Genomic DNA, 19,569 nt, shown 5'->3' on the forward strand with positions numbered 1-19,569 from the left:
GACCAAGGCGTGCTGTTCGTCCGCTACACCCTCTCCGCCGTCGACAACCGCTACATCCTGACCACCCCCAAGACACAGAGCAGCCTCAGCTGGATCGCCATCAACGACCGCGCCCGCCGCGCCCTCGAAGACCTCGCCGACCACCACTTCCTCGGCCTCGTAATCCCCGCCCACGGCTACGTCTTCCACCACCACGGCCGACCACTCAAACCGAAGCAGGTCCTCGACCACTTCCACCAACTGTGCGAAGAGGCCGGCGTCCCCCGCATCGCCGTCCACGACCTGCGCCACCTCGCCACCACCCTCGCCCTCGACGGCGGCGTCCCCTTCGTGATCGTCTCCAAGACCCTGCGCCACCGCACCCTGTCGACCACCGCGAACATCTACAGCCACCTCACCCGCCAAGCAGCACGCGAAGCCGTCGACGCCATCGCCCGACTCCTCGACAGCGCCGAACTCGCCCTCCACGCAACCCAACGAGCCGACCGGCCACGGAATCTGCTCGCCCAGTTCCGCGACCACCTCACCGGCCGCCAACGCCGAACCCGCCACGAACGCCCAGCTCACGCACCCATTCCGCTGTGACCGGTGCGACCACCATGCGACCACCAGCTGACCAAACGCCAGAAAGGCCGCTCCCGCCAGAAGCGGAAACGGCCTACGACCTGCAGTTTTGCAAGTCGGGACGACAGGATTTGAACCTGCGACCCCTTGACCCCCAGTCAAGTGCGCTACCAAGCTGCGCCACGTCCCGTGGTCTCGCCGCTGATCGAGTGATCAGCTTTGCGACCTTTGCGCCGATCTCTCGGCGACGTGGAAAACAATACAGCACGGCGGGGGGTGCTCGCTGCCAGGCATGGGCGCAGGTCAGTCAGGGGGTGGGGTGGCGGGCGTCGTAGCGGAGGAAGGCGGGGCGGCGGGCGGCGAGGAGGAGGACGCAGGCGACGCAGGCCAGGCCGCCGGTGATCACGGAGATGACCGGCGTGGTCAGGGCGGCGACGGTGCCGGACTCGAAGTCGCCCAGGCGGGGGCCACCGGCGACCACGACGATGAAGATGCCCTGGAGGCGGCCGCGCATCTCGTCGGGAGCGGCCACCTGCATCATGGTGTTGCGGAAGATCATGCTCACGGTGTCCGCGCAGCCCGCGACGGCGAGCAGTAGCAAGCCGAGCCAGAGGTGGCCGCCGGTCAGGCCGAAGCCGGCGATCGACAGGCCCCAGGCGGCTACGGCAGCCAGGACGGCTAGGCCGTGGCGGTGGATGTGGGAGATCCAGCCGGAGAACAGGGCGCCGCTGAGGGCACCGATGGCGGGGGCGGCGACCAGCAGGCCGACGGTGCCGGCGTGACCGCCGTAGCTGGAGGCGGCCAGGGCGGGGAAGAGCGAGCGGGGCAGGCCGAAGATCATCGCAGCGAGGTCGGCCAGGAAGCTGGTGCGCAGGTTGGGCTGCTCGCGCAGGAAGCGCAGGCCCTCCAGGACCGAGGCGCGGGCCCCGGGGGTTCCGGTGGGGTGGAGCGCGGGGAGCCGCCACATCGCGTAGATCACGGCGGCGAAGGCGAGGGTGTCGACCAGGTAGGCGGCCTGGGCACCGTAGGAGGCGATCAACAGGCCGCCGAGCATCGGTCCGACCGTCATGCCGAGGTTCATGCTGACCGTGTTGAGCGCGTTGGCGGCGGGCAGCTGCTCCGGCGGCAGCAGGCGGGGGATCATCGCGGACCGGGCCGGGCTGGAGATGGCGAAGAATCCGCCCTGCAGGGCCACGGCGGCATAGAGCACGCCGACCTGGTGCAGACCCAGCAGCGCCTGGGCGGACAGCACGGCGGAGACGGCGGCGAGTCCCGCCGAGCCGATCAGGCCGAGTTTGCGCCGGTCGACCCGGTCGGCGACGGCCCCGCCGTAGAGGCCGAAGCCCACCAGGGGGATCAGCGAGCAGAGGCCCACCACGCCGGTGGCGAAGGCCGAGCCGGTGAGTGCGTAGACCTGGACGGCGACCGCGACGGCCGTCATCTGCTGGCCGATCGAGGAGACCGACTGGCCGAACCAGACCCGCCGGTAGTCGGGGCTGGAACGCAGCGGGGTCAGGTCGGCGAGAACCCGGCGGCGCGGCGGTGCGGGCGCGGGCTCCAGGGTGGCATTGGTTGGATGATTGGTCGACACAGCGACCTATCGTCGCCCGAGCGACCCACCCTGGAGCAATCGGGGTGCGGGTTTCAGTCCGCGATCTCCAGCTCGATGCCGTCTCGACTGTGCGTGGGACCGCCCCGCAGGACCGACTTCTCGCCGGCGCGGACCGGGATCGGCAACCGATTGCCCGGCGGCGGGAACGGACACATGAAGTGATCGGAGAAGGCGCAGGGCGGCAGGAAGGCGCGGTTCAGGTCGAGCACCGTGCGACCTTCGCGGTCCGGCTCGGGCAGCATGATGAAGCGGAACCGGTAGGTGTCCTCGCCGCTGCTGGCGTCGGCGATCACAGCGGTGAGCTCGGTGCCCTTGCTGCCCGCCCGACTGACCGTCAAGCTGTAGTGCTCACCGCCCAGTTGGAAGGCGATCTGCCCGGCCACGGGCATCGGGCGGTCCCGTCCGTCCACGTGGGGGACGGACAGCGCGCGGTCGCCGCTCTCGTAGGGGGTGAAGACGGCGGGGACCGACCACTCGGGGGCGTACGGGAAGACCGCGATGCCCGCGAAGGTGGTCCGGTTCTCGGCCTCGGGGTCGAAGATCCGGAGGCCGAGCTCGCCATCCCGCTCGATCGGCACCAGCAGCCGGTCACCGTGATGGGCGGTGCCGGCCCTCGGGTGGGTGTCGGGGGGCAGCACCGCGGCGCCGTCCAGCACCGCATCGCCGACCCGGAGGCCGTCCGCGACGGCGGCCACCACCCGCACCCCTTCGGGGGTCACCGACCACTGCCCCGGAAGCCCCGGGATCGCGCCCGGCTCGGCCGTCAGCCAATAGGTGCCGGTCAGTGCGAGCACACCGTGTGGGGCGCTGACGCCGGCGGCACGGGCCTCGGTCCAGTGCTGCCACTCCTCGGCATCGGTGGTCATCGGCTGACTCTCCTCTCCTCGACGTCTCCTCGACACGGACGGTGCCTCAAGCTGGACGGTTTTCTGGATGCAATCGGCTTCCTCGACGGGGTCGGCTCTTCGGCGTGCGGCCGGCGCGGGCGGTATGGGGGGGTGGCGTGGACGGGTTGGGCGGTGTGGGCGGTGTGGGCGGGTTGGGCGGTGTGGGGGTTGGGCGGGGCGGGCAGTGTGGGCGGTGTGGGGGTGGCGTGGCTTGGTGTGGGTCGTGTGGGGGGTGTGGGTGACACGGGCGGTACCGGCGGTACGGGCGGCGTGGGCGGTTATTGGATGCGGGCGGCTCCCGCTACGCGATTGTGGACGAATCCCCGGAAGCCGGACAGCACTGGGCGCCGAGGGGGCGGCATCCGCGCCGCACGTTCACCCGCCAGGGTGGGGCCTGCTCAGCTCTGGTCGACCAGCGGCCGGAACAGGCCCTCCTGCACCACCGAGACCACCAGCCGGCCGTTGCGGTCGAAGATCTCGCCGCGTGCCAGGCCGCGGCCACCGTGCGCGATCGGCGACTCCTGCTGGTAGAGCAGCCACTCGTCGGCGCGGAAAGGGCGGTGGAACCACATCGCATGGTCGAGCGAGGCCATGTCGAAGTTCCGCTGGCCCCAGAGCGGCTCCACGGGGACCCGCACCGAATCCAGCAGCGTCATGTCGCTGGCATAGGTGAGGGCGCAGACGTGGATCAGCGGGTCGTCGGGCAGGGCACCGTTGGTGCGGAGCCAGACGCCACTGCGCGCCTTGACGTCGGCCAGCTCGTCAGGCGTCCAGCGAAGCCGCTCGACATATCGGATGTCGAACGGCTGGCGGCGGCTGATGAAGGGCGGTACCTCGCCGAGGCGGTCGCCGACCTCGTCCAAGGCGCTCGGCAGTTCCTCGGGCGGGGCAACGTCCGGCATCGGCACCTGGTGCTCGATGCCGCCGGGCTCGGGGCGGTGGAAGTCCGCGGTCAGCGCGAAGATGCTGCGGCCCTGCTGGATGCCGAGCACCCGGCGGGTGGTGAACGAACGGCCGTCCCGGATCCGGTCGACTTGGTAGACGATCGGCGCGCCGGGCACGCCGGGGCGCATGAAGTAAGCGTGCAGCGAGTGGACCGGTCGCCCGTCCGACACCGTGCGGCCGGCGGCGACCAGTGCCTGACCGGCCACCTGCCCTCCGAAGGTGCGCTGCAACGACTCCTCGGGGCTGCGCCCGCGGAAGATGTTGAGTTCGATCTGCTCCAGGTCCAGCAGATCGACCAGGTGATCAACAGGCGTTCCCATGGCGCTTCCTCTCCGCACGGGGACGCTGGTGAGGCCCGCGTCGCACCGTTGCCTACTTTCAGAAGTCCATGAGGCACCGCGGAATTCCCGCCCGCCAGGCGGGCCGCGTCTCGCCATTGGCGGCCGGGGCTGTCAATCCGCCAACCCGGTGCATCGCACGGTGATGTTCAGTCTGCCGGCCAGCCCCAGGGCCGGGTCGGCGGTGCCCGGGAGGGTGCGCAGCACGCCGTGGTAGGCGTAGCGGGCGGGACCGCCGAAGACCAGCAGGTCACCGCCGCGCAGTTCCACATCGGTCCACGGCCGCTTGCGGGTACTGCTGTTGCCGAGGCGGAAGACGCAGCTGTCCCCGAGCGAGAGCGAGACCACGGGAGCGTCGGTGCGCTCTTCCAGGTCCTGGTGCAGGCCCATGCGGGCACCCTCACCGTAGTGGTTGACCAGGGCGACGTCCGGCGCGTAGTCGACGGCTCCGGGGATCCCGGTCGCCCGGGGCCCGTACGCCGCGGCCACGGCGCGCCGGGCCAGCGCGCCGAGCGACGCGGGGAACGGCTTGACCGGCGCTCCGTCACCGTCGGCCACGGTGCGCAGGTAGGCGTACGGGAACCAGTGCCGTGGGCAACCCCCGGCGGCCTTGCGTGCGACACCGCAGGTCGGGCAGCGCGGGACCACGGCCCAGTGCCAGCCGAGGCAGACCTGGCGGACCGACATCTCGGCGCCGCCGGGCAGCCGCACCCGCCGAAGTCCGGCCGGCGGCCTCGCCCACTCGCGGCAGGCGGCGACGAGTTCCCGTTGCCGCGTCAGGTCGAGCCAGTCCGGCACCAGCACCGCTCCGGGGGCGAGCTCGCGGCTCGGGCGCGGGAACAGTTCGCCGGTCACGGCCGGTCCGCGGTGTCGAGGGCCGCACGGGTCGGCATGGCGGTGCGCGCGCCGGTCCGGGTGACGCTGAGTGCGGCGGCGCGCGCTGCGAACCTCGCCGCTGCCACCAGGGACCGGCCCTCGGCGAGCGCCACCGCGAGAGCGCCGCAGAAGGTGTCCCCGGCGCCGGTGGTGTCCACGGCCTGCGTGGTCGGCGCCGGGATCAGTTCGATGGCCGAACCTTCGCGGACCAGGGCGCCGGCGGCGCCGAGGGTGACCACCACCCGGTCGCAGGGCAGGGCTGCCGCCTGGCGCACCAACTCGGCAAGGGCGGATCCGGTCGGCGCGCCGCCGGGTCCGGTCACCCGTTCGGTGGGTCCGGTCGGCGTGCCCGCGGGTCCGGTCGCCCGTTCGGCGGATCCGGTCGGCGCACCGGCGGATCCGGTTGCCGAAACCGCGAGGTCGACCGTCGAAGCTGCGGATTCCTTGGAAGTTGCGGATTCCGCCCTCGAAGCTGCGGATTCGGTCCTCGAACTCAAGCTGGCCAGTTCGGTCCGGTTCGGCACCAGGACATCGATCAGGCCCCACAGCTCCTCCGAGAGCCCGTCGCCATCCGGGGCAGGGGCAGGGTTGAGGATGAACGTTCCTCGGGACAGCCTGGCAGCGGTCAGCACGGCGGGCAGTCCGATCTCCAACTGCGCCAGCACCACGGCCGCCCGGGCGAGGGGTTCGCGGGCCGCCATCACCTCGGCCGGTCCGACGGCGGCGTTGGCCCCGGGCGAGACCACGATGCAGTTCTCGGCCGCCGCGTCGACGAGCACGATCGCCTGCCCGGGCGGGCCTGGCACAGAGGCCAGCCGGTCGACGTCCACCCCCTCGGCGGCCAACTCCTCCCGTAGCCGGGCGCTGTCCGCGTCGGTGCCGACCGCGCCGACGAGCGTCACCGAGGCGCCGAGGCGAGCCGCGGCCACCGCCTGGTTCGCCCCCTTGCCCCCGCCGAGGCGCAGCACCGGCCCGCCCCGCACGGTCTCCCCCGGCCTCGGCAGCGCCCCGACCTCGATCACCTGATCGAGGTTGACGCTCCCCACCACCACGACTGCACGATCCACGACATCGGCCACGCCCTCATTGTCGCCCGCACGACCGAGGCCGGCGGGCCACCGCAGCCCCAGCTCCCCGAGACGGCGCCACCGCACCCCAGCTCACCAACACAGCGTCACCGCAGCCCAGCTCACCAAGACCAGCGTCACCGCAGTCCCAGGTCGTGGGCGCAGCCGCCCCACGCGCGCCATCCCTGGCGGTTGCGGATCTCCTGGGCCACCTCGATCTGCTGTTGCCGGGTGGCCAGGTCGGGCCGCGTCGCGTAGCGGAGCCCGCCCGCCGATTGCCAGGTCCGGGGCAGGATCTGCAACCCGCCGTAGTAGCCGTTGCCGGTGGCGGCGCGCCAGTCGCCGCCGCTCTCACACGCGGCCAGCCGGTCCCAGACGGCATCCGCACCCGGCGCGGGTGGATTCGTCTCCCCGGTCACGGGCTTCTCGGTGGGCCCGGGCGCGGGCCGGTCCGAGGGCTCCGGAGCCGGCTGGCGCGTGACGTCCCGGGCGGGCCGGTGGGCGGACCTGGACGCCGAGGGGCTCGCCGTCTCCGGGGTGGGCGGGCCGGCGGATTCCTGCGCAGGCCCTCCGGTTGCCGCGGTGGCGGAGGGGCTCGCGGCCGCGGGGGTGGGCGCACTCGTGGTTCCCGGCACCGGCACGCCGGCCCCCGGGGGAGCGGCCGGCCCAGCAGCGGAGCCGGGTGGCGAGCCGGTGACCGAGCCGGCCGACGGATCACCAGTGTTCGAGCCGGCCGACGGACCAGCGGACGACCCGCCACCGGTGGTCGCACCCGCACTCGCGGTCGCACCTCGCGAAGCGGCAGGGCGCTCAACCCTCGGGCCGGGTCGGCCGGTCAGCCCCGGCCTCGGGGATATCCGCTGCGACCACCGGACGGGGGACTCCCCCGCGCCCGGCGCCTCGTGGGCCACCCCGCGCCCGGCCGGCGCCGATGGCGGGGCCGGCCGCGGGGCGTGCTCAGCGGAAGCCGCCCGCTGGGCGGAGGCGGGGCCCGTGAGGCCGGCCGCCCCGACACTGCAGAGGCAGAGACAGAGACCGGTGACTACGCGTGTTCGATAGCGCACCCTCCGACTCTCACCGCCGCACCACGACCCCGCGAGCCAGGAGCGTCTTTTACTCCTCCGTTAGGCGCACCCGCACCTCGACACGCCGAGTGTTGCCAGAACGTCGAAACGCCGCCCCCGACGAACGGGAGCGGCGGTCCGACGCATCATCAGAACCCGATCAGTTCCGGCTCGGAACTGGGCGGGATCCGACTACAGAACCCAACGAAGTCCTCATGGAACCCGGCTGAATCCGGCTCAGGACCAGCGAGACCAGTTCAGGTCCAGCTGATTCCAGCTCAGGAACCAGTGGCTCCGACTCAGAAGGACAGGACCTGGCCGGGGTAGATCATGTTCGGGTTGGCACCGATGACCGAGAGGTTCTTCTGGTACAGGGTGTGCCAGTCGGTGCCGTGGGCGGCGGCGATGGCGCTCAGGGTGTCGCCGCTCTTGACGGTGTAGCTGCCGCCGTTGTCCGAGGCGGCCTTGTGGCCGTGGTGGCCGTTGTCCGACTCGGGAGCGGCCGGCTTCGCGGGCTTCGGGGCCGGGGCGCTGTTCTGCTTGACCGGAGCCTGCTGCACCGGAGCGGCCGGAGCCGGGGCGCTCTTGGGAGCGGCGGCCGGGGTGGAGGTGTCGACCTGCGCGGGGGCACCGCCGGCGGTCAGGCCCGCCTTGACGGAGCAGACCGGCCAGGCGCCGGGGCCCTGGTCGGCGAGCACCTTCTCGGCGATCGCGATCTGCTGCGCGGGGGTGGCCAGGTTGGCCTGCGAGGCGTACTGGGTGCCGCCGTACGCCGCCCAGGTGGAGGAGGTGAACTGCAGGCCCCCGTAGAAGCCGTTGCCGGTGTTGATGCTCCAGTTGCCGCTGCTCTCGCACTGGGCGACGGCGTTCCAGGTGGTGGTGGAAGCGGCGGAGGCCGTGGTGGCCGTGACGAGGCCCGCCACCGGAAGGGCGGCGACAGCGCCACCCAGGACAGCCAGCCGGGCCCAGTTGCGCTTCTTGTGGGCGGCGTCGGCGGTGGTGGCAGCGGCGTGCTCGTTACGGAAAGACATGGATTCCCTCTCGACAGCCCCGGGCGGGCATGCGGAACCAGGCCCGGTGAGGAGCCCGTTGCGCTGTGTCACGACCTGCGGGCGGCCTGGTACGTGTCCGACGTACGTGCCGCCCCGGCCACTCCGCCACACACCGGCCGGCCTGTACGAGTGGCCGTTCGGCGGGCACCCGACTGCGGGTGCGCTGGGGGTGAACCCGGGTGGTGCTCGTTGCACCGGGGAGAAAGCTAGGTGGGCCGCCAGCACGGAATCAACAAATTCATGACCCGTTCAGGGTTCGACCAGGTCAGGCGGGTGTTACTCGAGGTAACGATCAGAGCTTTCCAAGGTCACCTGTCTGTTTTGTCTAAGTTTGCGAGGCTCAAACCTCTTTCTCACGTGGCATCGGTCACTTCTCAAAACCTGTGACCTCGCGCACATTGTCAACACAACGTAGTCATTCGTAGACCGTAAGCAGTCGCTTCAGTGCCAAATTCCGACACTCGACAGCCCAACCCGTGACTCCGAACACACCGTTCCGTTGGTAATGGCGGCCGGGCCCGCCCGCGCCGCGCCGGGGCGTCCGTACCGCCCAGCCGACTGATCTAGGAGTCCTGTTGCCGCGATTGCTCGATGTCAGCGATGAGGTCCGCGCCGAGATCGGCGATGACGAGGCCGACCGCCTGCTGGGCGGGGCCCACGCGCCCGACACCTACGACTGCACGTCATGTCGCACCCCTGGCGACAGCCTCACCGAGCCGACCAGCACCGTGCTCTTCGTGGGTGAGGAGACGGCGGTGCTGGCCTTCGCCCACGCGCGCTGCATCCCCTCGCAAGTGGTCCCGGTCTCGGAGGCGCAGCTGATCGGCGCCGTGCGCAGCATCAGCCAGACCCAGGGCGGCACTCCCCCGCCACCCGGGAGGGCGACGGATCCGCTGACCGCACCGATGGCCGACCCGGCGAACCCGCTGGCTGCCGGCCGGACGAACCCGCCGGCCACCGACCCGGCGAACCAGGCGAACCAGGCGACGGCCGGCGCGGCGAACCCGATGATGGCCAACCCGACGAGCCCGCCGGCCGATCCGCTGAGCCCGCCACCGATGGACCCGTTCGCCACCCGCCTCACCGACCCGCGACCCGACTCGCTGAGGGGCATGCACACCCCGTCCTTCGCCGACCCGCTGACGGCCCCACTCGGCGATCCGCCGACCGCCCCGCTGGTCGACCCCTTGACCGCCCCCCTGGCCGCCCCCCTGGGCGACGTGCCCCGACCGGCCGGCGCGGCCACCGCGCCGGCCGGTTCGCCCTATCCACCCGGGACACCGACACCCGAGTCGGCCGCCCGGGTGCCCACCCCGGGCGAGCCCGCCGTGCTCGGCGTCACCTGCGGCCTGGTGCTCTGCGGCGACACCGGCCACGCCGCCATCGTGGTCGAACCCACCGGGCCGGTCGGGCGTCCCGGCAGCACCAGCGGCACCGACGAGTTCCTGCCGCTGCTGCTGGACAACGGCTTCCACCGGATCACTGAGGTCAACGAGCCGCCGGCGCGGCTGGACGGCTGGTCGGTGCTGTTCGCGATGGGGCGGCTGCACTCGATCCTGCAGCCCTCGGCGGCGGGCACCAGCGCCTGGTGGCAGGCGCACGCCCCGCTGGTGGTCACCGAGGCCTGGCGCAACGCGGCCAACAGCCAGTCCACTGTGATCATGTACGCGGCGCCGGCCGGCACCATCGGCCGGCAGCCCCGCGAGGACCTGCTGCGCACCGCGCTGGACCGGGCCGCGGTCCGCGGGCTGCTGGTCGCCGCCACCCTCCCGCTGGCCGGCACCTGACCCTCAGCCGACCCGGCGCACAGGTGACCGGCGAGGGCATCAAGTAGGCGCTCCGCATGGAGCGTTGAAGCGCCGCCGGCACCCCGTCCGCCCCCAGCGCGCCGCGCGCCCCGGGTCCGCACCCCGGGGCGCGTGACGCGCGCCCCGGCGCCGATGCCCGGCGACGGACCCGCATCCCCGACTCGACTCGCTCGTTGGGCCCTACGTGTACAGCCACGACGTCACCTCAGCCCTCCGCCACACCACCGCGCTCCGGAGCATCCCGGCGATGAGGCCGTCGTACGACGGGGAGCATCCGGTGGCCCCCGCACCGACTCCGATCTACGACGAGCTCTACTCCGAGTACCGCCGGCTCTTCCGCGCGCTGCCCGGCGACCGCTCGGGCGAGGAGGAGCTGCGCTTCACCGGCTTCGCGAGCCGCACGTACGAGTCCCGCGCCGCCCACTCACCGTCGGGCGCCGCCGAGCAGTACGCCGGCCTGGCTCAGCACCAGGGGTTCCCGGGCTTCGCCGGCCAACTGCCCGGCGCACCGCAGTTCGTACCGGTCCAGCAGCCCTCCGCGGCGCCGAACTCCCCGTCACCGCAGCCGTACCAGCCCCAAGCGTCGGCACATCCGTCGCACCCGTCGCACTCGTCCCCCTCAGCAACCCCATCCCACCCGACCGCACACCAGAACCACCAGAACCACCAGGGCCACCAAACGCACCAGAGCCACCAGGGCCAGCAATCGCACCAGAATCACCAGGGCCAGCACCAGAGCCCCTCCGAGGCCCAACCCACCAGCGGCCAGGGCTGGGTGGCGGCCGGCTACCTCGCACCGGCGGCGGTCGCCACCCCGGGCCGGCACCGCAGCACCCTGCTCTCCCTCCCCCCTGGCCGCAGCTGACCCCGCCGGGCCGTGCGCCCGCCCCCGAGGGTCCCGCCGCACAAACGGAGTGGGCCCGGCGACTCTCCCCAGTCGCCGGGCCCACTCCTTCCCGCAGCCCAGAACCCAAGCTCTGCCTGGGTGCGGGCCTACTTCTTCTTGCGCTTCTCCCGCACCCGCACCGAGATCGAGATCGGCGTGCCCTCGAAGCCGAACTCCTCGCGCAGCCGGCGCTCGATGAAGCGCCGGTAGCCGGCCTCCAGGAAGCCGGAGGCGAAGAGCACGAACCGCGGCGGCTTGGTGCCGGCCTGGGTGCCGAACAGGATGCGCGGCTGCTTGCCGCCCCGGATCGGGTGCGGGTGGGCGGCGACCAGCTCACCGAGGAAGGCGTTCAGCTTGGCGGTCGGGATGCGGGTCTCCCAGCCGGCGAGCGCGGTCTCGATGGCGGGGACCAGCTTCTCCATGTGCCGACCGGTCTTGGCCGAGACGTTGACCCGGGGAGCCCACTGGACCTGGACGAGGTCCTGCTCGATCTCCCGCTCCAGGTAGTAGCGGCGTTCCTCGTCCAGCTGGTCCCACTTGTTGTAGGCGATCACCACGGCGCGGCCGGCTTCGACGGCCATGGAGATGATCCGGGTGTCCTGCTCGGCGAGCGGCTCGCTGGCGTCGATCAGGACGACGGCGACCTCGGCCTTCTCCAGGGCGGCGGAGGTGCGCAGCGAGGCGTAGAAGTCGGCGCCGGCGGTCAGGTGCACCCGACGGCGGATACCGGCGGTGTCGACGAACTTCCAGGTCTTGCCGCCCAGTTCGATCAGCTCGTCGACCGGGTCGCGGGTGGTGCCGGCCAGCTCGTTGACGACCACGCGCTCCTCGCCGGCCACCTTGTTGAGCAGGCTGGACTTGCCGACGTTGGGCCGGCCGATCAGCGCGACCCGGCGCGGGCCGCCGAGGGCGGTGCCGAAGGTCTGCGGCGGCGCCTCGGGCAGCACGGCGAGGACGGCGTCGAGCAGGTCGCCGGAGCCGCGCCCGTGCAGGGCGGAGACGGGGTAGGGCTCGCCGAGGCCGAGCGACCAGAGGTAGGCGGCCTCCGCTTCGGTGGACGGGCCGTCGACCTTGTTGGCGCAGAGCACCACCGGCTTGCCGGAGCGGCGGATCAGCTTGACCAGCGCCTCGTCGGTGTCGGTCGCACCGACCGTGGCGTCCACCACGAAGAGCACGGCGTCGGCGGTCTCGATGCCGAGTTCGGCCTGGGCGGCGACCATGGCGTCGATGCCGAGGACGTCGATCTCCCAGCCGCCGGTGTCGACCACCTTGAAGCGGCGGCCGTTCCAGGTGGCCTCGTACTGGACGCGGTCGCGGGTGACACCCGGGCGGTCCTCGACCACGGCCTCGCGGCGGCCGATGATCCGGTTGACCAGGGTGGACTTGCCGACGTTGGGGCGGCCCACCACGGCCAGCACCGGCAGCGGCAGGTGGGCGCCGGCCTCCAGGTCGAGCTCGCCGTCCTCGAAGCCCTCACCCTCGGCGAGGGCCATGAACTCTGCGTACTCGGCGTCGTCAAGCTCGCCGTGACCGGCGATGTGCTCGTTACTCATTGCTGTCTGTTCCATTTCCCGGTCCGCCCCGTCACCGGGCGCGGGCCGTGCGTACCTGCCCGGGCATGGACGCCGGGCAGCGCGAAAAACCTCAGGGTCAAACACCCAATGGTACGAGAGACGCCCCGGCCGCTAAGCGGCGGTCGCCCCGGCGGCCCGCTGGGCGACCAACTCGACCACGGTGTCGATCACTTGGTCGAGGGTCAACTGGCTGGTGTCGACCAGTACGGCGTCCTCGGCCCGGGTCAGCGGCGAGGTGGTGCGGGACGAGTCGGCGGTGTCGCGGCGGACCAGGTCGGCGGCCATCGCGGTGATCGTCGCCTCGTCCACCCCCTTGGCCCGCAGCTCGGCGGCCCGGCGCTCGGCCCGGGCGTCGGCGGAGGCGGTCAGGAAGACCTTCGCGGTGGCGTCCGGGAAGACCACGGTGCCCATGTCCCGGCCTTCGGCGACGATCCCGCGCGGGGCGAGCTCGGCGCAGTCGCGCTGCAGCTCGACCAGCCGGGTCCGCACCGCCGGCACCGCCGAGACGGCACTCACCCGGGCGGTCACCTCGGGACCGCGGATCGGGCCGGAGACGTCGACGCCGTCGACCGTGATAGTGGGGCCGTCGGCGTCGGTGCCGGAGACGATCACCGGCTTGCCGCAGGCGATCGCGACGGCCTCGGCGTCAGCGGTGTCGACCCCGTTGGTCAGCATCCACCAGGTCATCGCCCGGTACATGGCGCCGGTGTCCAGGAAGCTGAGGCCCAGCCGGGCCGCGACCGCACGGGAGACGGTCGACTTGCCGGAGCCGGAGGGTCCGTCGATGGCGACGACGACCGGGACGTGCGCTCGGCCGGCAGTGTCCACAGGGGAACCTCTCTTCTTGACACCCGGGGAGATACCTCAAGGTTAGACGACCGTGGCCACTCCCTTGGCCGCCAGCCCGGGCGCCCCCTCGGGGCCGCCCGCCCGGGAGCGCCTCGGCCGCAGCTCAGGGCAGCCTCCGGACAGCACGGGCAGTGCCTCGGGACAGCACGGGCAGTGCCCCGGGAGAGCTCAGGCACGTCCCGGGGCGGCCCAGCGCGGCACAGGGCGATCCAGGCACGGCCCGGGGCGGCCCAAGCACGGCACGGGGCGATGAGGCACGGCACGGAGCAGCCCAAGCGCGGCAGGGAGCAGCTCAAGCAGAGCCCGTGGCGGCCCCGCAGCGGCCCATGAGCGGCCCCGCGCCGCCCCGAGCAGCTCGGGCACCGCCCGGGGCGGCGCAGCCGCAGAGCCCAGGGCGGCCCCGGGGCAGTCCGTGATCAGTCCCGCACGTCCCAGCCGCGCTCCACCAGGCTGCTGACCAGCTGGTGCGTGGCCGAGGGCGCGATGGAGAGCTGCACCAGGCCGACCTGTCGGCCGGCCGAGTGGTCGATCGCGACGTCCTCGATGTTCACACCGGCCCGCGCCGCCTCGCGGAACAGCCGCCCGAGCTCGCCCGGCTGGTCGCCGATCGCCACCACCACGGTCTCGTAGCGGGTCGGCGGGGCGCCGTGCTTGCCGGGGATCCGGGCCTGGCCGTTGTTGCCGCGGCGCATCACGCTCTCGATCCCGTCGGTGCCCTCCCGCCTGCGGCTCTCGTCGTCGCCGGCCAGCGAGCGCAGTGCGCTCACGGCGGTGTTCAGGTCGGCGGCCAGCTCCTCCAGGACGTCGGCGACGACGGCGGCGTTGGCGGCGAGGATGTCCAGCCACATCCGCGGGTCGGAGGCGGCGATCCGGGTCACGTCCCGCACGCCCTGGCCGGCCAGCCGGACGGCGGTCTCGTCGGCGTGCTCCAGCCGGGCGGCGACCAGCGAGGAGAACAGCTGGGGTGCGTGCGAGACCAGCGCCACCGCGCGGTCGTGCGCGCTCGCCTCCATCACCACCGGCATGGCACCGCAGAGCGCGACCAGCTCCAGCGCGGCGTTGAGGGTCTCGGTGGTGGTGTCGGCGGTGGGGGTGAGCACCCAGGGGCGGCCCTCGAAGAGGTCGGCCCGGGCGGCCAGCGGGCCGGACCGCTCGCGGCCGGCCATCGGGTGCCCGCCGATGTAGTGGGCGGTGTCGCAGCCCAGCGCGACCGCCTCGTCGCGGGGCCCGCCCTTCACGCTGGCCACGTCGGTGTAGCTGCGGGCCAGGCCGCGCCGCTGGCAGTCCGCGAGCACGGCGCCTACCAGCGCCGGCGGGACCGCCACGATCGCCAGGTCCACCGGTTCCGACGGCTCGTCGGTGGTGCCCGCGCCGAGCGAGGCGGCGGTGTGGGCGGCGTCCGGGTCGGCGTCCTCCAGATAGACCGCTATTCCACGGGCGGTCAGCGCGAGCGCGGCGGACGTGCCGATCAGACCGGTACCGACGACGGCGGCTGTGCGCATGGTGGTTGAGGCTCCTGCACTGCGGGGGACGGACGGCGGACGCCCCCCATCCTCGCGCACGGCCTCGGCAGCCGCTTCCCCAGCCCCACCGCAAGGCCCAGGACAGCGGTCGGCCCCGCAGGACAGCGGTCAGCCGCACAAGGCAGACTGGCCGAGCACCCCCGTGGAACCGACGACCCACAACGTGAAGGAGCGAAGCTCCCGTGCCGATCCCCGCAGCCGACCCGCCACCGGCTGAGCACCCGTCAACCGACTCGCCGTCAGCAGGCTTCCCGCCGGCCGACTCGCCGTCAGCCGACTCGCCGTCGGCCGGTCCGCGCTCGGCCGACCCGCGCACGGCCGATGCCGCGGTCGGGACGCCCACGGTGCTGGACGCGGTGGTGGTCCACGCCTCGGGGGCGCTCTGCACCCGGGTGGCCGCCGTGACGCTGCCCGCCGCCGGGCCGGTCCGGCTGCGGCTGACCGGCCTGCCCGCGGTGCTGGAGCCGGGCACGGTGCGGGCACGGCTGGCGGCCGCACCGGCGGGCTGGCGGATCACCGAGCTGCGGCCGTCGCTGGAGGCGGCGCCGAGCGGGGCGGCGGAGCCCACCGAGCTGACCGAGGGAAGCCTCCCGACCGGAGGCTGGGAGAAGGTCGCGGCGGCCGCCGAGCGGGTGGCGGCGCTGCGGCTGCGCGCGGAGCTGCTGGATGCCCGGATGACGCGGACGGCGGAGCTGCGCGCGGTCCCGCCCGAGCCGGCCACCGACCGGCCCGCCGAGCTGCGCCGGGCCCCGGTGGCGGCGCTGCGCGCGCTGGCCGACTTCGTCGACGGCCGGTTGACCGCGCTGCAACAGGACGCCGAAGAGGTGCGCGAGGAGCTGGAGCGGGCCGAGCGGGAGCACTCCCGGCTGGTCGACGAGCTGGAGCGGGCCTCCTGGGACCGGCCGGGCCACGCGGTGGAGGCCGGCACCGCGGTGCTGGTCACCCTGGCAGCGGACGATCCCGCCCTGCCCCGGCCCACCGACCCGGTCACCGTCGAGGTGGAGTACCGGGTGCCTGGGGCGAGTTGGGTGCCCGCCTACCAGCTGAGCCACCGTCAGGATGAGGCGGTCGGCACGCTGATGCTGCGGGCGGCCGTCGCCCAGCGCACCGGCGAGGACTGGACGGGGGTGCGGCTGGCGCTCTCCACGGCGGATCTGCTGCGCCCGGCCGAGCTGCCCCGGCTGCGGTCGCTTCGGATCGGGCGCCGCCAGCCGGCCCCGGCACCGTCCGGCTGGCGGGAGCCGCCGCGCGGGCTGGACGCACTGTTCGCGGACTACGACCGGGCGCCGGCACCGGGCCGCTACGAGCCGGTGGCGGTGGCGGCCGCGGCCGTCCGCCACACCCCGCACATCGCGGCCGAGGACACCGCCGCCGGTGCCGCTCCGTCGCCGGCGCCCGTGCCGAGCCCGGTCGCCTACGGCGCGCCCCCGCCCGTGGCCCCCGGCGGCTACGGCGCGCCGCCGTCGCTCACCGGGCCGCCCCTGCCCCAGGCCGCACACGCCCCCGGCGCGCCCGTCCCGCAAGCCCCACAGGCCCCCGGCGCCCCTGTCCCGCAGGCCCCCGGCGCGCCCGGCCCGCACCGGATGCGCGCGATGGCCGCACCGGCCCCTGGCGGCGCGGCGCCCGCGCCTCCCCCTCCGCCGCCTCCGCCCGCACCGCCCGCACCGCCCGTGCCGGCCGCCGAATTGCTCGACTACGCGGCCCTCACGCTGGCCGGCCCGGACAGCGCGCCGTCCCGGCGCGGCCGGCTCCAGCCGGATGGCGCCGGCGCCGGCGGATCCGCGGCGGCCCCGCAGGAGCGCACCATCCCGCCGCTGCCCCCGCACACCGTGCCGCCGCGCCGGTCGGCGGGCTCGTTCGACCAGCGCTACGACGCCGCCTCCCGGGTCGTGGTGCCCTCGGACGGCACCTGGCACACGGTCAACCTGACCGAGCTACCGGTGTCGCTGACCGCCGAGTACGTCTGCGTGCCCGCGGTGGACCCGGCCGTCTACGCCACCCTGCTGCTCGGTAACGACACCGCGCACGCCCTGCTGGCGGGCCCGCTGGACGTCACGGTGGACGGCGACTTCCTGCTGACCACCGCGCTGCCCACGCTCGCCCCGGGCGCCCGCCGCCGGATCGGCCTGGGCGTGGCGCAGAGCCTGCGGGCCACCCGCCGCACCGAGACCCAGGAGTCCACGGCCGGGTTGCGCGGCGGCACCACGGTGGTCAGCGAGCGGATCCACATCGAGCTGGCCAACCACCTGTCCCGGCCGGCGGTGGTGGAGGTCCGGGAGCGGATCCCGGTCACTGCCGAGCGCGACATCAGGGTGGACGAGCAGCCCGCCGACCCGGCGTGGCAGCCCTCGGACGATCCGCACCACCCGCGCGGCACCCGCCGCTGGCGGGTCGAGCTGGCGCCGGGTGAGCGCACCCGGCTGACCGGCGGATACGAGATCCGCTTCCCGGCCGGCAGCTCGCTGACCGGCGGCAACCGAAGGAGCGGCTGAGCCGTGACGCAGGACCCGATGACGCTTCCCAGCCCGGCGCCGACTCCGGCGAGCCCGACCCCGCTCCCGGTCACCGCGGTCACCTGCCTGGAGGACCGCGCCCATCTGGAGCGCACCGCACACCTCCGGCTCGCCCCCGGCACCCACCGGCTGCGACTCGGCCCGATCACCCCGCTCGCCGTCGACCACACGGTGCGCGCCGAGCTGAGCAGCCCGGACGCCCAGGTGCTGGACGCCCGGCTGGTGCGCAGCTGGGAGCCGAGCCCGGTGGGACCGGACGACGCCGACTCCCCGCTGCGCAAGCGGCTGCACGAGCTGCGGGCCGGGATCCGGTCCGGCTCGGCCGAGCAGCAGCGGGTGGCGGCCCGGCTGGCGCTGCTCGACCAGCTGTCCGAGGAGCTGCTGCGCGAGGTCGCCGAGGGCACGGGGCTTGGCGAGGCGCAGCCCGACCTGTGGGCGGCCGAGCTGGACAGCCTGGGTGCCGAGCAGGACGAACAGGCCGAGCGGCAACGCCAATTGCTCAGCCGGCTGGCCCGACTGACCGCCCAGGAACGCCAGGTGGCGGCCGCGCTGGAGCAGACCGAGTCACGGCCGCTCGAACTGCACTGCTTCCTGGAGCTGACCGTGCACTCAGCGGCCGAGGCCGCCACCGAAGCGGAGTTGACGGTCCGTCACCTGACGCCCTGTGCGCTGTGGCGGCCGGCCTACCGGGCGGTGTTCGGCGGCGGTCGGCTGCGGCTCGCCTCGGACGCCGTGGTCTGGCAGGCCACCGGTGAGGCTTGGACCGGTGTCCGGCTCACCCTGTCCACTGCCCGTTCCACGCTGGCCGCCGAGCCGCCGGTGCTGCACGAGGACCGGCTGACGCTGCGACCGCTCTCCGCCGAGGAGCGGCGCACCGTGGCCGTGGAGGTGCGGGAGGAGGAGATCGGCACGCTGGGCGCGGCCGGCCCGGAGCCGACCACCGAGCTGCCCGGCGTGGACGACCGCGGGGAGGTCCGGGTGCTCACCGCGCCGGCGCCAGCCTCGGTTCCCGGGGACGGCCGGGCGCACCGGGTGCCACTGGGCTCGTTCACGGCCCCGGCGACGGCCGAGCTGGTGGCCGCGCCGGAGCTGTCACCGCTGGTCAGCGAGGTGGTGTCGGTGCGCAACGAGAGCGGTGGACCGCTGCTGGCCGGGCCGGTGGAGCTGGTCCGCGAGAGCGGCTACCTGGGCCGCGGCGAGCTGCCGTACACGGCGCCGGGGGCGGTGGTCGAGGTGGCGTTCCCCGGATCGGACGAGTACCGGCTGGTGCGCGAGGTGGTCGAGGAGCAGGGCAGCGCGGGCCTGGCGGTCGCGGGGCGGCGCAACACGGTCGTCCGCACGGTACGGGTGCACGTCTCCCGGCCGACGGCACCGGGGGTCACCGGCAAGACGGGGGTCCCCCCGGCCGAAGGCTGGGGGATGGTGACGGTGCGGGAGCGGATTCCGGTGTCGGAGGTGTCGGCGGTCGAGGTGCGGTTGCGCGAGCAGAGTTGTGATCCGCGCCCGGCGGAGCTGGACGCGGAGGGCATCGTGAGCTGGCGGCTGCCACTGGGGCCGAACGCCCGGCGGACCGTCACGCTGGTGTACGAGGTGGCCGCTTCCACCAGAGTCACGGGGCTGTAGGGGTACAAAAGACTCATGATCCTGCATCTCGCGCCCCTGGATGACTGGCTTCGCGATCCCGGTCGGCCGTACAGCGCCACCTCGCTGCTGACCGACGGCTACATCCACTGCTCGCCGGACGAGCCGACGGCGTTGGCGGTGGCGAACGTCTTCTTCGCCGCGACGCCGGACCCGCTGATGGCGCTGCTGATCGAGGAGGATCGGGTGGAGCCGATGATCCGCTGGGAGGCGCCGACCGGCGGCCGTCCCCCGGGCACGGCGCCCGACGTGCTCTTCCCGCACATCTACGGGCGGCTGAACCGCACCGCAGTGGTCGGCCTGGAGAAGCTGGAGCGCGGTCCGGACGGCCGTTGGACCCGCTTCGTGCCCTGGAGCTGAGCCCTGAGCC

General features: G+C 73.7%; 16 protein-coding genes, 1 tRNA gene and 1 pseudogene. 7 read left to right on the forward strand and 11 right to left on the reverse strand.

The features are described 5' to 3' along the window. Window positions 1-585, forward strand: a 585-nt coding sequence (locus LN042_RS29335; RefSeq protein WP_230054435.1) for a tyrosine-type recombinase/integrase, incomplete at its 5' end; no start/stop codon positions are given. A gap of 95 nt (window positions 586-680) precedes the next feature. On the opposite strand, the gene LN042_RS29340 is transcribed toward LN042_RS29335, so the two are convergent. The 8 genes from LN042_RS29340 to LN042_RS29375 all read right to left on the reverse strand — a co-directional run bounded on the left by LN042_RS29340 (window position 681) and on the right by LN042_RS29375 (window position 8,384). Next, a tRNA-Pro gene (locus tag LN042_RS29340) sits at window positions 681-754 on the reverse strand. A gap of 117 nt (window positions 755-871) precedes the next feature. Then, window positions 872-2,155 (reverse strand): MFS transporter, encoded by a 1,284-nt coding sequence (locus tag LN042_RS29345; RefSeq protein WP_230054436.1) that lies wholly within the window; start codon window positions 2,153-2,155, stop codon window positions 872-874. 53 nt (window positions 2,156-2,208) lie between these two features. After that, window positions 2,209-3,042, reverse strand: coding sequence for a DUF1684 domain-containing protein (locus tag LN042_RS29350; RefSeq protein ID WP_230054437.1), 834 nt, complete (start codon window positions 3,040-3,042; stop codon window positions 2,209-2,211). A 419-nt stretch (window positions 3,043-3,461) separates the two neighbouring features. Next, the gene (locus LN042_RS29355; protein WP_230054438.1) at window positions 3,462-4,328 is read right to left on the reverse strand and encodes an acyl-CoA thioesterase; all 867 of its coding nucleotides are present in this window, start codon (window positions 4,326-4,328) and stop codon (window positions 3,462-3,464) included. Between the two features lie 132 nt (window positions 4,329-4,460). Beyond that, window positions 4,461-5,201, reverse strand: a complete 741-nt coding sequence (locus LN042_RS29360) for an alpha-ketoglutarate-dependent dioxygenase AlkB family protein (RefSeq protein ID WP_230054439.1) — start codon at window positions 5,199-5,201, stop codon at window positions 4,461-4,463. Next, window positions 5,198-6,301, reverse strand: coding sequence for a ribokinase (locus tag LN042_RS29365; protein ID WP_230054440.1), 1,104 nt, complete (start codon window positions 6,299-6,301; stop codon window positions 5,198-5,200). Before LN042_RS29365 ends, LN042_RS29360 begins: the two co-directional genes overlap by 4 nt. A 125-nt stretch (window positions 6,302-6,426) precedes the next feature. Then, the gene (locus LN042_RS37840; RefSeq protein WP_308191881.1) at window positions 6,427-6,708 is read right to left on the reverse strand and encodes a transglycosylase family protein; all 282 of its coding nucleotides are present in this window, start codon (window positions 6,706-6,708) and stop codon (window positions 6,427-6,429) included. A gap of 944 nt (window positions 6,709-7,652) precedes the next feature. Next, the gene (locus LN042_RS29375) at window positions 7,653-8,384 is read right to left on the reverse strand and encodes a LysM peptidoglycan-binding domain-containing protein (RefSeq protein WP_230054441.1); all 732 of its coding nucleotides are present in this window, start codon (window positions 8,382-8,384) and stop codon (window positions 7,653-7,655) included. 596 nt (window positions 8,385-8,980) lie between these two features. Between LN042_RS29375 and LN042_RS29380 the strand changes: the two are divergent. The 3 genes and pseudogenes from LN042_RS29380 to LN042_RS29390 all read left to right on the forward strand — a co-directional run. Beyond that, window positions 8,981-9,286 (forward strand): annotated as a pseudogene (locus LN042_RS29380) (hypothetical protein); the annotation flags it as partial. 129 nt (window positions 9,287-9,415) lie between these two features. After that, window positions 9,416-10,192 (forward strand): DUF8842 C-terminal domain-containing protein, encoded by a 777-nt coding sequence (locus tag LN042_RS38310; RefSeq protein ID WP_504871038.1) that lies wholly within the window; start codon window positions 9,416-9,418, stop codon window positions 10,190-10,192. Between the two features lie 268 nt (window positions 10,193-10,460). Then, complete coding sequence (locus tag LN042_RS29390) at window positions 10,461-11,078, forward strand: hypothetical protein (RefSeq protein WP_230054480.1); 618 nt, start codon at window positions 10,461-10,463, stop codon at window positions 11,076-11,078. A 128-nt stretch (window positions 11,079-11,206) separates the two neighbouring features. Here the strand turns inward: LN042_RS29390 and der are convergent, their stop codons facing one another. The 3 genes from der to LN042_RS29405 all read right to left on the reverse strand — a co-directional run bounded on the left by der (window position 11,207) and on the right by LN042_RS29405 (window position 15,084). Next, window positions 11,207-12,652: a ribosome biogenesis GTPase Der gene (gene der / locus LN042_RS29395; RefSeq protein ID WP_230054442.1), complete on the reverse strand. Its 1,446-nt coding sequence runs from the start codon at window positions 12,650-12,652 to the stop codon at window positions 11,207-11,209. A 132-nt stretch (window positions 12,653-12,784) separates the two neighbouring features. Further along, window positions 12,785-13,501, reverse strand: a complete 717-nt coding sequence (gene cmk / locus LN042_RS29400; protein WP_230054443.1) for a (d)CMP kinase — start codon at window positions 13,499-13,501, stop codon at window positions 12,785-12,787. Window positions 13,502-13,938: 437 nt separating this feature from the next. Continuing rightward, a complete protein-coding gene (locus tag LN042_RS29405) occupies window positions 13,939-15,084 on the reverse strand; it encodes a prephenate dehydrogenase (RefSeq protein ID WP_308191882.1) in 1,146 nt (381 codons plus the stop codon). A 143-nt stretch (window positions 15,085-15,227) separates the two neighbouring features. Between LN042_RS29405 and LN042_RS29410 the strand changes: the two genes are divergently transcribed. Genes LN042_RS29410 through LN042_RS29420 form a run of 3 tightly spaced genes read left to right on the forward strand, consistent with a single transcriptional unit; the run spans window position 15,228 to window position 19,559 of the window. Beyond that, entirely contained in the window at window positions 15,228-17,537 is a 2,310-nt protein-coding gene (locus LN042_RS29410; RefSeq protein WP_230054445.1) for a DUF4139 domain-containing protein, read from the forward strand. A gap of 18 nt (window positions 17,538-17,555) precedes the next feature. Continuing rightward, window positions 17,556-19,181, forward strand: coding sequence for a mucoidy inhibitor MuiA family protein (locus LN042_RS29415; protein WP_230054472.1), 1,626 nt, complete (start codon window positions 17,556-17,558; stop codon window positions 19,179-19,181). A gap of 15 nt (window positions 19,182-19,196) precedes the next feature. Continuing rightward, window positions 19,197-19,559 carry a DUF952 domain-containing protein gene (locus LN042_RS29420; protein ID WP_230054446.1) on the forward strand — a complete coding sequence of 121 codons (363 nt, stop codon included), beginning with the start codon at window positions 19,197-19,199 and terminating at the stop codon, window positions 19,557-19,559. Window positions 19,560-19,569 lie beyond the last annotated feature (10 nt).

Origin of the sequence: Kitasatospora humi (assembly GCF_020907985.1) — a bacterium.
GTDB lineage: Bacteria > Actinomycetota > Actinomycetes > Streptomycetales > Streptomycetaceae > Kitasatospora > Kitasatospora humi.